This window comes from Mesorhizobium sp. M0808, from assembly GCF_040320025.1.
Lineage (GTDB): Bacteria > Pseudomonadota > Alphaproteobacteria > Rhizobiales > Rhizobiaceae > Mesorhizobium.
In genome coordinates this window covers 311,785-326,901 of record NZ_JAMYOX010000003.1, presented here as the reverse complement: position 1 = coordinate 326,901, position 15,117 = coordinate 311,785, and the positions used below count along the sequence as shown (strand labels likewise).

Annotated in this window: 12 protein-coding genes; 7 read left to right on the top strand and 5 right to left on the bottom strand. The window is 62.6% G+C overall.

The genetic code is table 11. From position 1 onward, the window contains the following. Positions 1-245: 245 nt before the first annotated feature. On the bottom strand, positions 246-908 hold the full coding sequence (locus NKI25_RS07345) for a hypothetical protein (protein ID WP_352621115.1): 663 nt from the start codon (positions 906-908) through the stop codon (positions 246-248). 874 nt (positions 909-1,782) lie between these two features. On the opposite strand from NKI25_RS07345, the gene glmM reads away from it, so the two are divergent. The 5 genes from glmM (at position 1,783) to serA (ending at position 8,312) form a co-directional block, all read left to right on the top strand. Further along, positions 1,783-3,135: a phosphoglucosamine mutase gene (gene glmM, locus NKI25_RS07340; RefSeq protein WP_031213285.1), complete on the top strand. Its 1,353-nt coding sequence runs from the start codon at positions 1,783-1,785 to the stop codon at positions 3,133-3,135. 225 nt (positions 3,136-3,360) lie between these two features. Continuing rightward, positions 3,361-4,188 carry an outer membrane protein gene (locus tag NKI25_RS07335; protein WP_352589941.1) on the top strand — a complete coding sequence of 276 codons (828 nt, stop codon included), beginning with the start codon at positions 3,361-3,363 and terminating at the stop codon, positions 4,186-4,188. Between the two features lie 232 nt (positions 4,189-4,420). Then, complete coding sequence (locus NKI25_RS07330; protein ID WP_352450819.1) at positions 4,421-5,170, top strand: outer membrane protein; 750 nt, start codon at positions 4,421-4,423, stop codon at positions 5,168-5,170. A gap of 182 nt (positions 5,171-5,352) precedes the next feature. Next, complete coding sequence (locus NKI25_RS07325; protein ID WP_352998294.1) at positions 5,353-6,528, top strand: phosphoserine transaminase; 1,176 nt, start codon at positions 5,353-5,355, stop codon at positions 6,526-6,528. A gap of 185 nt (positions 6,529-6,713) precedes the next feature. Further along, the gene (gene serA, locus NKI25_RS07320; RefSeq protein ID WP_352569603.1) at positions 6,714-8,312 is read left to right on the top strand and encodes a phosphoglycerate dehydrogenase; all 1,599 of its coding nucleotides are present in this window, start codon (positions 6,714-6,716) and stop codon (positions 8,310-8,312) included. A 59-nt stretch (positions 8,313-8,371) separates the two neighbouring features. On the opposite strand, the gene NKI25_RS07315 is transcribed toward serA, so the two are convergent. Then, entirely contained in the window at positions 8,372-9,274 is a 903-nt protein-coding gene (locus NKI25_RS07315) for a DMT family transporter (protein ID WP_352454884.1), read from the bottom strand. A 321-nt stretch (positions 9,275-9,595) separates the two neighbouring features. On the opposite strand from NKI25_RS07315, the gene NKI25_RS07310 reads away from it, so the two are divergent. Both NKI25_RS07310 and NKI25_RS07305 read left to right on the top strand, forming a co-directional pair. After that, complete coding sequence (locus NKI25_RS07310; RefSeq protein ID WP_023680654.1) at positions 9,596-10,894, top strand: adenylosuccinate synthase; 1,299 nt, start codon at positions 9,596-9,598, stop codon at positions 10,892-10,894. 72 nt (positions 10,895-10,966) lie between these two features. Further along, a complete protein-coding gene (locus NKI25_RS07305) occupies positions 10,967-12,661 on the top strand; it encodes a hypothetical protein (protein WP_352998293.1) in 1,695 nt (564 codons plus the stop codon). Between the two features lie 31 nt (positions 12,662-12,692). On the opposite strand, the gene NKI25_RS07300 is transcribed toward NKI25_RS07305, so the two are convergent. The 3 genes from NKI25_RS07300 to NKI25_RS07290 form a co-directional block, all read right to left on the bottom strand. Further along, positions 12,693-12,992: a CcdB family protein gene (locus NKI25_RS07300; RefSeq protein ID WP_352998292.1), complete on the bottom strand. Its 300-nt coding sequence runs from the start codon at positions 12,990-12,992 to the stop codon at positions 12,693-12,695. After that, positions 12,992-13,153 (bottom strand): type II toxin-antitoxin system CcdA family antitoxin, encoded by a 162-nt coding sequence (locus NKI25_RS07295; protein ID WP_352589923.1) that lies wholly within the window; start codon positions 13,151-13,153, stop codon positions 12,992-12,994. The genes NKI25_RS07300 and NKI25_RS07295 overlap by 1 nt, the downstream gene beginning before the upstream one ends. A gap of 138 nt (positions 13,154-13,291) precedes the next feature. Continuing rightward, positions 13,292-15,112, bottom strand: a complete 1,821-nt coding sequence (locus tag NKI25_RS07290) for an ABC-F family ATP-binding cassette domain-containing protein (RefSeq protein ID WP_352998291.1) — start codon at positions 15,110-15,112, stop codon at positions 13,292-13,294. Positions 15,113-15,117 lie beyond the last annotated feature (5 nt).

Below are 15,117 nucleotides of genomic sequence, written 5' to 3'. Positions count from 1 at the left end.
TGCTTCCTCCAGACCACCGGGACCAATCACCTTCTACAACGGCCTGGCCTACTTCCGTGCCTGTGCCGATGGATGGGCTCTGCGAGATGTGTATATGCCCTAGCCGCACGAGGGGGAGATTGCTAGTCTAGAGCGGCGGCCAACTGCGCGCGGATGCCGCCTCTTCTGAACGCGCGGCAGCATGCAACAAAAAAGCCCGCGAACCTTGCGGCTCGCGGGCTCATGTCGTCGGATGGTGGCGCCGGTCAGCTCTTCAGCTTGGCGTTGCAGAGGCTGTAGAAGCCGCCGCCTTTCTGGATCCACCTGAGGCCGCCCAGCGTGTTGGCGTCCTTGTTGGCGTAGTAGAGGTCGAGGCAGGTGTGCATGCGGCCCTTGGCCGGGGTCTCGGTTGCATACTTCTTGGAGATCGCAGTCGGGAATTTCACGCCCTGGGGGGCGGTGATGGTCGGCGGTTGCGGATCGCCGGTGTACTTGGCATCGGGAGCCGGCAGGGTGTCGTCGTCGGCTGCGCCGGCGCCGCATTGGCTCTTGCGGAAGTCGTTCCACTTCATGCCATTCAGCGTGTTGCCGGCCTTGGCAGCCTGATATTTGGCGCTGCAATCCGCCATGCTGAGGCCTTTGCCGGTATCGGTCGCGGCGGCTGTCGTCGCCTTGGCAGGTGCCGCGGCGGGTTGTGCGGCTGCAGTTGCGCCGGCGGCGCATTCACTCTTGCGGAAGTCGTTCCATTTCATGCCGTTGAGCGTGCCGGCAGCCTTGGCGGCCTGGTATTTGGTGCTGCATTCCTTGGCCGTCAGCCCAGGCGCCGCGTCATCGCTGCTGGCCGCCGCTGCTTTGGTCGTGGCGGCGGGTTGTGCGGCTGCCGTCGCGCCGGCGGCGCACTGGGTCTTGCGGAAATCGTTCCACTTCATGCCGTTGAGCGTGCCGGCAGCCTTGGCGGCCTGGTATTTGGTGCTGCACTCCTTCGCCGTCAGGCCCGGCGCCGTATCGTCGGCGGCGGCTGCCTTGGTCGTGTCGGCGGCCTTGGCCGTGGCTTTGGCTGGGGCGGGATCGTTCGTAGCAGCGGTGGCGTCGGTGCCGCATTGGGCCTTGCGGAACTGGTTCCAGTTCTGCCCGCCAAGCGTTCCCGCATCCTTGGCCGCGTTATACTTGGTGCTGCACTCGGCCATGGTCAGCGCATTGGCAGGCGCCGCCAGGAATAAGGTCGCGACGGCAAGACCCGTCAAAGTGGCAAGTCGGTGGATGAGCATGCTTGTTCTCCCTACGGCGGTTCATGATATGTCCCAGTGCAGCAATAGCGCTCAACGGCTGGTTGCGCCAGATGCTAAGTAGCGTAGAGACAAATTTAGAAGTGCATTCTTTTCTTTAAGGTGATGAATTCGTTGCCGGGACTGTCTCCCGGCCAAGTTCGTCCGGGTGCATTGCACGGAGAGCGCGCATATGGCTGGTTCCCAGCGAGGACACTGCGTCGCATGACAGCCAGTCAAATCGGCGCGTGCGGCGGACCTGAGCCTACCGCTGTCTGGAGCAGCACGATGCGGATTCGGGTTCAAGGCCACACTGCCACAGACCAAAGGATACAGATGAGGTTTGAGTTGACGTTTCTGATGCTGCTGCCGCAACAAGGGCTCGGAACTTGAAAATCAACACACTAGCGTGACGCAAAACACACAAAACAATAATTTTCTAAGGATTGGTCGTCCATAATCATACAATGTGATGACGGGGCTTGGGCCATTTTATGGCATGAGATGCTCGGAAAGAACCATCGGGAAGCTGGCGAACATGGCAGGACATTATTTCGGTACGGACGGCATTCGTGGGCGCGCCAACAAGTTTCCAATGACGGCGGAGGTCGCCATGCGGGTCGGCATGGCCGCCGGCCTCTCCTTCCAGCGCGGCAGCCACCGCCACCGCGTCGTGCTCGGCAAGGATACCAGGCTTTCCGGCTACATGATCGAGAACGCGATGGTATCCGGCCTGTGCGCCGCCGGCATGGATGTCTTCCTGCTCGGCCCGATTCCGACGCCGGCTGTTGCCATGCTGGTGCGCTCGCTGCGCGCCGATATCGGCGTGATGATCTCTGCCTCGCACAACCCCTATTACGACAACGGCATCAAGCTGTTCGGCCCCGATGGCTATAAGCTGTCCGATGAGATCGAGGAGCGTATCGAGGGGATGCTCGACAAGGATATCGAACTGGCGCTCGCCGATTCCGATGGGCTCGGCCGCGCCAAACGCGTCGACGGCGTGCATGACCGCTATATCGAATTCGCCAAGCGCACGCTGCCGCGCTCGATGTCGCTGTCGGGCCTGCGCATCGTCGTCGATTGCGCCAATGGCGCCGCCTACAAGGTGGCGCCCGACGCGCTGTGGGAACTCGGCGCCGAGGTCGTTGCCATCAATGTCGAGCCCAACGGCTTCAACATCAACAAGGAATGCGGCTCGACTCATCCGGCCGGCCTGCAAAAGAAGGTGCACGAGGTGCGCGCCGATATCGGCATTGCGCTCGACGGCGATGCCGACCGCGTCGTCATCGTCGATGAAAACGGCGCGATCGTCGATGGCGACCAGATCATGGCACTGATCGCCGAGTCCTGGCACCAGAGCGGACGGCTGGCCGGCGGCGGCGTCGTCTCGACGGTGATGTCCAATCTCGGCCTCGAACGCTTCCTCGGCGACATGAACCTGCAGTTGCATCGCACCAAGGTCGGTGACCGCTATGTCGTCGAGCACATGCGTGCCCATGGGCTCAATGTCGGCGGCGAACAGTCGGGCCACATCGTGCTGTCCGATTTCTCGACTACCGGCGACGGGCTCGTCTCGGCGCTCCAGGTGCTCGCCTGCATCAAGCGGCATAACCGGCCGGTCAGCGAACTGTCGAAGAAATTCGAGCCGGTGCCGCAGCTTTTGAAGAATGTGCATATTTCCGGCGGCAAGCCGCTGGAGGAGGCGCCGGTCAAGGCGGCGATCGAAGATGCGCGCAATCGCCTCGGCAAGGCCGGGCGCCTGGTCATCCGGCCATCCGGCACGGAGCCGCTCATCCGCGTCATGGCGGAGGGCGACGACCCGCAGCTTGTCGAGTCCGTGGTCAACGACATCGTCGAGGTCATTTCGGAAACGCGCAGCGCCGCCTGATCTCCCTCCAACATGGGTCAAAAGCCCGCCTTGCCGGCGGGCTTTTTATTGGGTCGCGGCCAGCTCCGCCTGCAGCAACGGCCGCCAGATTGCTCGACTTTTAGAGATTCGTGGTTAATCAATACGGTTAAACGCCTTTTAACCTTTCCGATTCATTATCCACAACTGAGGTCAATCACATTTCGGGCGCGTTCGCCGTTCGAGGGTTTCTCAGGGGTGATAAGCATGTTCAACACAGCAAGAATGGCTCTCCTGGCCGCGGTGTTTGCCGGCGCCGGGCCGGCATTCGCCGCCGATTTCGTCGAGCCGCCCGTCGTCGAGGAGGCGCCGCCACCGATCGCCTACGAGCAGCCAGCCGACTTTGGCGGCTGGTATATCCGTGGCGACATCGACTATCACTGGTCGAAGTTTCGCGGCGCCGACTATATCACCTACGGACCGCCTCCCGGAACCGGCACTTTTGACAGCGGCAAGCTGAAGAGTGCTTTCTCGGCCGGTGCCGGCGTTGGCTATCAAATCGACCGGCACTTCCGCACCGACTTGACCGCGGACTGGATGAGCAAATCCACCTTCCGCGGCTCGACCAGCGGCATCTGCCTTGATGGAGATCCTTGTACTTCGGTCGACACCTCGTCCTATACCGCGCTGCTGCTGCTCGCCAACGCCTATGTCGATATCGGCACATGGCACGGTATCACGCCCTATGTCGGCGCCGGCATCGGCGGCGCCTGGGTTAAGTGGGATACACTCCACAACAGCGATGAAGACGGTGAATTCTTCCACCGCGGCGGCAAGGGCTGGCGTTTTGCCTATGCTGCCATGGTTGGCGCATCCTACTGTTTGACCGATCGCGTCAAACTCGACGTCGGCTACCGCTACAGCCATATAAACGGTGGGAAGATGTTCGACTTCGGCAGCGGCGTCGGCCCCGGCTATGACAATGGCATCAATGTTCATGAGGTGCGCGGCGGCCTGCGCTACCAGTTCGGCAGATCGGACTGCGTTGAACCGGAACCTTATGTTCCGGAACCCGAGCCCGTCTACACCAAGTAGTCGCTTCGAAATCGAGGAATTCGTTGACCGCCCGGCTGATGCCGGGCGGTTTCGTTTGGCTGCCTAAACATGCTGCGGCGCTCTGTAACACCGTCCGGCTCGAGGAGCGAAGGCGGATCAAATCAATTGCTAACGCCTTGTTATCCTTAACCCGCACTTAACCACTATGGTTAACAATGCTGTCTGAAACGGCGCGCGATCGCGAATGCGCCAAGTTCGGGAGCCGAGGACCATGACATTCAAATCGCCTGTAGCACTGGCGCTTGCAGCAGTCGTCCTGGTGCCGCTGACGCCGGCGCTTGGCGCCGATTACGAACCGCCGGTCTATGTCGACCAGGCGCCCGACTATGTACCGGTCGAGGTTGGCTCGGGATGGTATCTGCGTGGCGATGTCTCCTATCTGGTGCAGAAGAGCTTCAAGGATGAGCATTTCGCCTTTACACCCGCGAGCTTCGACGAAAAGGAAGATCCCATCTTCGCCAGCATCGGCTTCGGCTACCATTTCAACGACTATCTGCGCGCCGATCTCAATGTGGGCTATCTTCCCGGCAACAAGATCGACGTCGGCTATAACGACGGAACGACCGTGGCATCGGCGACCCTGAAGAACTATGCCTTCTCAGGCATACTCAATGGCTATGTCGATCTTGGGACCTATGTCGGAATCACACCTTATCTCGGCGCTGGTGTCGGTATCCTGCAGAGCAAGCGTCGCCTGTCGGCGAGCTACTTCACCGACAACGCCGACCCCACCGACGATTTCGTCCTGCGTGACAACAAGACCCAATACTCCTTCGCCTACACGCTGAATGCCGGCCTTGCCTACCAAGTGTCCAAGAACGTCTCAGTCGATCTGGGCTATCAGTATTTTTCCGCGCCAGACGCCGAATATGTGACTGCCGAGAGCCTGACTTCCTTTCCGATCCGCAAAGGAATCAACAATCATCAAGTCAAAGTCGGACTACGCTACGATCTCTGGTAGGCTCGATCGAAGCCGAGGCGTTGACAATGGCGGGTCGTAGGCCCGCCGTTTACGTTTCGTCGCCGGCAATATCCCGGCAGCGACAAAAACTTTCCCCTTGACGCCGAAAGCCTGAACGCATATCGCCGTCCGTGGGCCACCCCTCCCCAACGAGGGGCCACTATCTGGAAGGATAGACCACGATGACGACGCATACGAAGCCCGGATTCCGTCCGGCAAATCCCAATTTTTCCTCAGGTCCCTGTGCAAAACGCCCCGGCTGGTCGGTCGAGGCGCTCAAAAATGCCGCGCTCGGGCGCTCGCACCGTGCCAAGATCGGCAAGACCAAGCTCGAACAAGCGATCGAGCTGACGCGGGAAATCCTCCAGGTTCCGGCGGATTACCGCATCGGCATCGTGCCGGCCTCGGATACCGGCGCGGTCGAAATGGCGCTGTGGTCGCTGCTCGGCGAGCGCGGCGTCGACATGGTGGCCTGGGAGAGCTTCGGCTCCGGCTGGGTCACCGATGTGGTCAAGCAGCTGAGGCTCGCCGATGTGCGCAGGTTAGAGGCTGACTACGGCGCACTGCCCGACCTGACCAAAATCGACTTCGACCGCGACGTGGTCTTCACCTGGAACGGCACGACGTCGGGCGTGCGCGTGCCGAACGGCGACTTCATCCCGGCCACACGCAAGGGCCTGACCATCTGCGACGCCACTTCGGCGGCCTTTGCGCAAAAGCTCGATTTTCAGAAACTCGACGTCGTCACCTTCTCCTGGCAGAAGGTCTTGGGCGGTGAGGGCGCGCACGGAATGCTGATCCTCAGCCCGCGCGCCGTGGAACGCCTGGAAAGCTACAAACCGGCCTGGCCGCTGCCGAAGATCTTCCGTCTCACCTCGGGGGGCAAGCTGATCGAAGGCATCTTCAAGGGCGAGACGATCAACACGCCGTCGATGCTGTGCGTCGAGGACTATCTCGACGCGCTGCGTTGGGCGAAGTCGATCGGCGGCCTCGACGCGCTGGTCACCAGAGCGGATGCCAATGCCGCTGTTCTCGATCGCTTTGTCGGAAAATCTTCCTGGCTCGGCCATCTTGCCGTAGACCCGGCGACGCGTTCGAACACGTCGGTCTGCCTTTCCTTCACCGATCCGGATGTCGCTGCACTCGACGCCGACGGACAGGCTGCATTCGCCAAGGCAATTGTCTCGGTGCTCGACAAGGAAGGCGTCGCCTACGACATCGGCGCCTACCGCGATGCACCGCCCGGCCTGCGCATCTGGTGCGGGGCGACAGTCGAGACCTCCGATCTCGAAGCGCTGCTGCCCTGGCTCGACTGGGCCTTTTCCGCGCAAAAGGCGTCGCTCAAAGCGGCGGCCTGATCCCTCCCCCTTCGAGGGGAGGGTGGCCCGAAGGGCCGGGTGGGGTCGCCTCCACCCGCTCAACGATCCGCCATCCAGAAAGAAAAAGATTTTCGGCCGCGCCCGGCCGCAACGACCCCACCCCGGCGCTTCGCGCCGACCCTCCCCTCAAGGGGGAGGGACGCCAATCGCAAAGGACCAAGCCAATGCCCCGCGTTCTCGTCTCAGACAAACTTTCCACCACCGCCGTGCAGATCTTCAGGGATCGCGGCATCGAGGTCGACTATTTGCCGGATCTCGGCAAGGACAAGGAAAAACTGCTCGAAGTGATCGGCCAGTATGATGGGCTGGCCATCCGCTCGGCGACAAAGGTCACGGAGAAGCTGATCAATGCCGCGACCAGGCTGAAGGTCGTGGGCCGCGCCGGCATCGGCGTCGACAATGTCGACATCCCGGCGGCGAGCCGCAAGGGCATCATCGTGATGAACACGCCCTTCGGCAATTCGATCACCACCGCCGAGCATGCCGTCGCCATGATCTTCGCGCTGGCCCGCCAGATACCGGAGGCCAACGCCTCGACCCACGCCGGCAAATGGGAAAAGAACCGCTTCATGGGTGTCGAGATCACCGGCAAGACACTGGGCATCATCGGCTGCGGCAATATCGGTTCGATCGTCGCTGCGCGCGGCGTCGGCCTGAAGATGCATGTCATCGCCTTCGATCCATTCCTGTCGGACAGCCGCGCCGAGGAGCTCGGCGTCGAAAAGGTCGAGCTCGACGAGCTGTTCGCCCGCGCCGACTTCATCACGCTGCACACGCCGCTTACCGACAAGACGCGCAACATCATCGACGCCGCGGCGATCGCCAAGATGAAGACCGGCGTGCGTATCATCAACTGCGCCCGTGGCGGGCTGATCGTCGAGGCCGACCTGATCGCGGCGCTGAAGAGCGGCAAGGTGGCCGGCGCCGGCATCGACGTGTTCGAGGTCGAACCGGCGGACAACAACGCACTGTTCGGCATGGAGAATGTCGTGGCGACGCCGCATCTCGGCGCGTCGACCACCGAAGCGCAGGAGAATGTCGCCCTGCATGTCGCCGAGCAGATGTCCGACTATTTGATCAAGGGCGCCGTTTCCAACGCCATCAACATGCCGTCGATCACCGCCGAAGAGGCGCCGCGGCTGAAACCTTTCGTCAAGCTTGCCGAAGTGCTCGGCGCCTTTGTCGGACAGGTCACCGAGGATCCGATCAAGGAGGTCGAGATACTGTTCGACGGCTCGACCGCGACGATGAACACGCGCGCGCTGATCAGTGCCACCCTTGCCGGGTTGATCCGGCCGCAGGTCTCCGACGTCAACATGGTGTCGGCGCCGATCATGGTGAAGGAGCGCGGCATCATCGTCGCCGAGGTCAAGCGTGACAAGTCGGGCGTGTTCGACGGCTATATCAAGCTGACGGTCAAGACCGAGCACAGGACGCGCTCGATCGCCGGCACCTGTTTCTCGGACGGCAAGCCGCGCTTCATCCAGATCAAGGGCATCAATCTCGACGCAGAGGTCGGCCAGCACATGCTCTACACGACCAATGCCGACGCGCCCGGCATCATCGGTCTGCTCGGCACGGTGTGCGGCGAGAACGGCGTCAACATCGCCAACTTCCAGCTCGGCCGCAACCGGCCGGGCGGCGATGCCATCGCATTGCTCTATCTCGATGCGCCGTTCCCGGAAAACGTGTTGGCGCAGGTGCGCTCGCACAAGTCGATCGACTCCGCCAAGCGGCTGCATTTCGATGTGGGGATAGCCTGAAATTCGATCGCCCCGTGTGCAGCAGCACGCGGGGCGGTGGAACGTCGCGGCAAGCGACTTCATTCAGCAGCGGATGCCGCCATCTTCCGTCCGCTGTATTCGGCGAGGCTGATGCCACCGAGCACCAGCGCGAGAGCCAGCGCCTGATAGAGCTGGAATGTCTCACCGACAATCAGCACCGATAGCAGCGTACCGAAGATCGGCACCAGATTGATGAACAGGCCGGCCCGGTTGGCGCCGATCAGCTCGTTGCCCCTGATATAGAAGATCTGCGAGATGACCGAAGCACCGATGGCGGTATAGAACGCGACCGCCCAGCCGCGGGCATCGGGGACGATGACCTTGCCGGCGGCAATCTCCCACAGGAAGAAAGGCAGCGATGTGACGAGTGCGGCAACCGACAGCGCCAGCATCAGGCTCTGCCAGCGGATGACCGGCTTCAGCCGCAACCCCACCGAATAGAAGGAGTAGCAAAGCACGGCGACCAGCATGATCGCGTCGCCAAAGTTGAGATCCAGCTTGAGAAGCTGGCGCAGGTCGCCATGGCTCGCCGTCACCGCGACGCCAATGATGGTCAGCACGACGCCAGCTATCTGCACCCGGTTCACCCGCAGGCGAAACAGCACGAAATTGGCGATGATGATCACGATCGGTATCGCCGCCTGCTCGATCGAGACGTTGATCGCCGTCGTGTAGTTGAGCGCCGTGTAGAAGATCGCATTGAAAAAGGCGAAGCCGCAAGCGCCGAGCCCGCCAAGCAGCAACCAGTGCCTGCGCACCACCGGCCAGTCTTGGCGTAGCGTTCCCCAGCCGATCGGCAGCAGGATCAGAACCGCCAGCAGCCAACGTAGGAAGACCAGCGTCATCGGCGAGATATGACCGACCGCCAGCTTTCCCGCCACGGAATTGCCGCCCCACAGCAAGGTGGTGAACAGCAGGAACAGATAGGCGGCTCGATGCATCGTGAACTCCCGGCCAGGCAGAGGGAAATTGACGGTCGGTGTGGGCCTATTGCGACCGCCAGCCCAAGTAAATGATGTCAAAGGGGAAAATTGTTGTGCCTCGGAGCGTTTTGGGCGGCAAAGAGTGGTCGCGCTCGCCGGGTCTTGACGCTATAGAGCGACGTGCGTGCAATTGGACGCTACAAAGTACGCGTCGGAAGGCTTTAATCTCGCGTCGTGCTTTTCCGAAAATCGATTCCGATTTTGGGGGCCGATGCGATAGAGGCCTATCGTTTCGAATTGTTTCAAGCTGCTCGTGCGGCGTCTCAAGGGAAAAGAAATATGGCCAATGTGGTGGTCGTCGGCTCGCAATGGGGCGATGAGGGCAAAGGCAAGATCGTAGACTGGCTGTCGGAGCGCGCCGATGTTGTCGTGCGCTTCCAGGGCGGCCACAATGCCGGCCACACGCTGGTCGTCGACGGCAAGGTCTACAAGCTGTCGCTGCTGCCGTCCGGCGTGGTGCGGCAAGGCAAGCTTTCCATCATCGGCAACGGCGTCGTCTTCGATCCGCACGCTTTCGTCGCGGAGGTTGCGAAATTGAAGGCGCAGGGCGTCGAGGTGACGCCAGACCGCCTGAAAATAGCCGAAAACACCGCGCTTATCCTGTCCTTGCACCGGGAACTGGACGGATTTCGCGAGGACGCCGCTTCCAATTCCGGAACGAAGATCGGCACGACCCGTCGCGGCATCGGTCCCGCCTATGAAGACAAGGTGGGCCGGCGCGCGGTCAGGGTGATGGATTTGGCGGATTTGGAAACGCTGCCCTTGAAGGTCGACAGGCTGCTGACGCACCACAATGCGCTGCGGCGCGGGCTCGGCCATGCCGAGGTCACGCATGAGGCGATCATGAGCGAGCTGATCTCGGTGGCCGACGAGATCCTGCCCTATATGGACCGCGTCTGGAAAATCCTCGACGACAAGCGCCGCGCCGGCGAGCGCATCCTGTTCGAGGGCGCGCAAGGCACGTTGCTCGACATCGACCACGGCACCTATCCGTTCGTCACCTCGTCCAATACGGTTGCCGGTCAGGCCGCCGCCGGGTCGGGTGTTGGGCCGGGCGCCATCGGCTATGTGCTCGGCATCACCAAGGCCTATACGACGCGCGTCGGCGAAGGCCCGTTTCCAACCGAACAGAAGAACGAGATCGGCGAGTTCCTGGGCACGCGCGGCCATGAATTCGGCGTCGTCACCGGCCGCAAGCGGCGCTGCGGCTGGTTCGATGCCGTGCTGGTCCGCCAGGCCGTCGCCGTCAACGGCATCAAGGGCATTGCGCTGACCAAGCTCGATGTGCTCGATGGGCTGGACGAGATCAAGGTCTGTACCGGCTACCGACTCGACGGCGAGGCGATCGATTACCTGCCGGCCAGCCAGGGTGCGCAGGCCCGCGTCGAACCGGTCTACGAGACGCTGGAGGGGTGGAAAGGCACCACTGCCGGCGCGCGCAGCTGGAACGACCTGCCGGCCCAGGCAGTGAAGTACGTCCGCTACATCGAAGAGCTGATCGGCGCGCCGGTCGCACTCCTTTCCACCAGCCCTGAACGGGACGACACGATACTTGTGACCGATCCGTTTCAAGACTAGTTTCTCAGCCTTCCGGGCATTGCGGCTGATTTGCGGGGGCCGGCCCAGAAACAAATGCAGGTCGACTGACGTATGGTAGATTTTGTTCCTATTCTGAAAAAGGCGCTCGATAAACTCGGTGAGCCGTCGGCGGAAGTGCGCGCCAGGGTCTATGACAGGGCCCGTTCGTCAATCGCGAAACAACTCGCAGAGAAGGCCACGATGACGCCTTCCGATGTCGACCGGCAGATGCGTGCACTGGAAGACGCCATCGCCAAAGTCGAGCGGGACTATGCCAAGCCTGCGCCGCCACCCGACCCGCTGGCGGAACTGGAGGACATCTTCTCCTCCATCGACCGCAACAAGAACCAGTCCAGCCATATCCGACAGCCAGCAAAGACGGAGCCGGCATGGCAGCCGGCCAAGACCGAGCCGGCAAAGACGGAGCCAGCAAAGACTGGGCCGGCCTGGCAGCCCACGGCCGCCAAGGCGGCGCCGAACTGGCAAAAGCCGCAGCCCGTCGCTCTTTCTCAGGAGCGCGCTGGTCCGCCGCCGTCCGATATGGATCTTCCGACGGCTGACGGCCAAGACGGCGTTTTTCGGGGCGACGACTTTTCCAACGACGGCGGCCCCGCGGAGGACAGGTTCCAGCGGCTCCATCCTGCCGAGCGCAGGCGCAGCTATGGCGGTGTGATCGCCGCCGCCATTGCCTTGCTCGTCATTGCCGGTGGTGGCTATGGCATCTGGCTGAACAAGGATGCGTTCGGCAGCATGCTCGGCCTCGACTCGACCAAAGCCGTTGCCACCGAACCGCTGGTAAAACCAGCCCCGGCCAAGCCGGAGGCCGATGCGGCGGTACCGGCCGCCGCGCCTCCGACGGAGGCCGGCGAGGGCGCGAAGTTCACGCAGCGCCTGACGCCCGAGGGCCACGAAGTCGATCCCGGCCCCGCGGCCGGGCAGGCGGGCATCGGCGAAGGCGAATCCGTCGCCGCACTGACCACGCCGCCATCGGCCGCACAAGCGCCGACCACCCCGGCACCCGCCGCGCCGGCACCGGCCGCACCCGCCGACAAGCAAGCCACCGCCAATGCTCCAGCAGTCGATGGGTCCGCTGCACCAACTCCCGCGACGCCGCCCGCCAACGGGGCAGCAGCGCCGGCCGATGCTGCAGCGGCCGCCCCGCCGCCCGCGCCGGCAGCGGCCCCGACGGCAGTTCCGCCGCAAGCCGCATTGGCCGTCGGCCAGAAGGCGATCTTCTACGAGGAGCGCACCAGCACCGCTCAAGGCTCGGCCGAGCCCGGCAACATCGTCTGGTCACTGGTGCAGGAATCGCCCGGCGGCGACTTGCCACCCGAGCCGGCGATCCGCGCCGAGGCCACCATTCCAGGCAAGGATATCCAGTTGCGCATGACGATCCGTCGCAACACCGACCAGACGCTGCCGGCCAGCCATATTATCGAGATGATCTTCCTGACGCCTGACGGCTTCGAGGGCGGCGGCGTCGACAACATCCTGCGTGTCGCCATGAAGGGCTCCGAGCAGGATGCCGGAAGCCCGCTGATCGGCATCCCGGCCAAGATCGCCGACGGTTTCTTCCTGGTTGCGCTCAACGATACCAAGGCGGATGAAGACGCCAATCTGACCTTGCTCAGAGGTCAGGACTGGATCGACGTGCCGGTCGTCTACAAGACCGGGCGGCGGGCGCTGCTCACCATGGAAAAGGGCATTCCAGGCGAGAAGGTGTTCGACGAGGCGCTAAAGGCCTGGCAGACAAAGACGGCGGGGTGAGGTCGGCTCACCAGCCCAACGCCTCTCTGGCTCAGAAGCCTTGGAACAGCATGTCGAGCGCGCTCACGATGTCGTCGTGATGGCGAGAAAGATTTCCTTCGGCAACGGGCAATTCAGAGGTCATCAAGGCTGACATGAATTGAGTGACCATGACATGGTCCTTACCGTTGATGGTGAAGATAGGGTTTAGCCGGCGGCCCGGCACTGGGGCCTTATTGGCTGACATCAGCGGGACGACGACCTTCGTGTCGAGCCGTTCCAGAAGGTCGGATTGGACATCGAGAAGGTAACCGTCGCCTTCGGCACTCTGGTAGAAATCATAACGTGCCATCAAAACAGCCGGTGCTTGGCCAGAGGCAAGCCGTTGCGCCTGACATAGTCATTCGAACTGTCGATCGCTTGCTTGTTTTCCTCCTGCCACCGGCGGTTTTTTTCGGCCGAAATCGCCTTGGCGATGCCCTCTTCCGCAGCGCGGGATATATTGATGCCCAACGCCTTGGCATCCTCGATCAATCGGGAGTCGATCGATGTATTAACCGACTTTCTTTGGGTTTTTGGATTCGATTGAAGCATACAGCCGCTCCCATTTATGCGCATAATATAGGCGCATATGAGCGTGCATGCAACCTCTCATCCCTCCATCTCTTCCCTTAGCATCTCGAGTTCCAGCCATTCCTCCTCGAGCGCTGCCAGTGTGACGCGCTCCTTGTCGAGCGCGGCAATCGTCTTCTGGAACGAGGCCGGGTCGCGCTCGTAATAGGCCGGATCGGCGATGTTGTTCTCCAGCCGCGAGATCGAGGCCGACACCGCCTCGATCTTCTTGGGCAGCGATTCCAGCGCGAATTTCTGCTTGAACGACAGTTTCTTCGCCGGGCCCTTCGGCGCGGCCGCTTCGTTCCTGCTTGCCGCCGTCGCTTCACCGGCTTCTGCTTTTGGCCGCGCCCTGCGGTCGTCCAGCCTGGTGCCGCCGCGCTGCCCAAGCATGTCGGAATAGCCGCCGGCATATTCGATCCAGCGGCCGTCACCATCCGGCGCGATGATGCTGGTCACGGTGCGGTCGAGGAAATCGCGATCGTGGCTGACCAGGATCACCGTGCCGGCAAAGCCGGCGACCAGTTCCTGCAGCAGCTCCAGCGTCTCCATGTCAAGATCGTTGGTCGGCTCATCGAGCACAAGCAGGTTTGCCGGCCGCGCCAAAACGCGTGCGAGAATCAGCCGTGCCCGCTCGCCGCCCGAAAGCTCGCGCACCGGCGTGCGCGCCTGTTCCGGCTTGAACAGGAAGTCTTTCATGTAAGAGACGACGTGGCGCTGCTCGCCATTGATAACGAGGTTCTCGCCGCGCCCGTCGGTGAGATACTGCGCCAGTGTCTCCTGCGGGTCGACGGCTTCGCGCTTCTGGTCGAGCGTGGCGATCTCCAGATTTGTGCCGAGCCGCACCGTGCCCGCGTCCGGCTTCAATTCGCCGGTCAGCATCTTCAACAGCGTCGTCTTGCCGGCGCCGTTCGGCCCGACCAGACCGACGCGATCGCCGCGCTGGATGCGGGTCGAGAATCCCTTGACCACGGTCAGATCGCCAAAGCTCTTCTCGATGTTCTTGGCTTCGATCACCAGCTTGCCGGATTCGGCGGCGTCGCTGGCTGTCATCGTCGCCGCACCCTCGGCGCCGCGATGACCACGAAAGCGCTGGCGCATGGTCTGCAACTCACCGAGCCGGCGCATGTTGCGCTTGCGCCGCGCTGTCACCCCATAGCGCAGCCAGTGCTCCTCGCGCACGATCTGGCGACCGAGCTTGTGCTGCTCGCGCTCTTCCTCCTCCAGCACCGTGTCGCGCCATTCCTCGAAATAGCCAAAGCCCTTGTCGAGACGGCGGGTCTGGCCGCGGTCGAGCCAGATTGCGGCGCGTGACACGCGCTCGAGAAAACGGCGGTCATGCGAGATGACGACCAGTGCCGAGGAGGTGCGGGCAAGCTCCTCCTCCAGCCATTCGATGACCGAAAGGTCAAGATGATTGGTCGGCTCATCGAGGAGGAGAATGTCGGGCTCCGGCGCCATGACGCGGGCGAGGGCGGCGCGCCGCGCCTCGCCGCCGGAGAGGTCGTTCGGCCGTTCCTCGCCGGTCAGGCCGAGATGCTCCATCAGATAGGTGGCGCGGTAGGGATCGTCGGCCGGCCCGAGCCCCGCCTCGACATAGGCGCGGACAGTCGCAAAGCCGTCCATGTCGGGCATTTGCGGCAAGTAGCGCACGGTCGCCGAAGGCTGGCGGAAGACTTCGCCGTCCTGCGGTTCGATCAGCCCGGCGGCTATCTTGAGGAGCGTCGACTTGCCAGAGCCGTTGCGGCCGACCAGGGCGATCTTGTCGCCAACTGAGGCCGTCAGGGCGGCACCGTCGAGCAGCGGCGTGCCGCCAAATGTCAGCTTTATCCCGTCGAGATTGAGAAGCGGCGGCGCCATGTCAG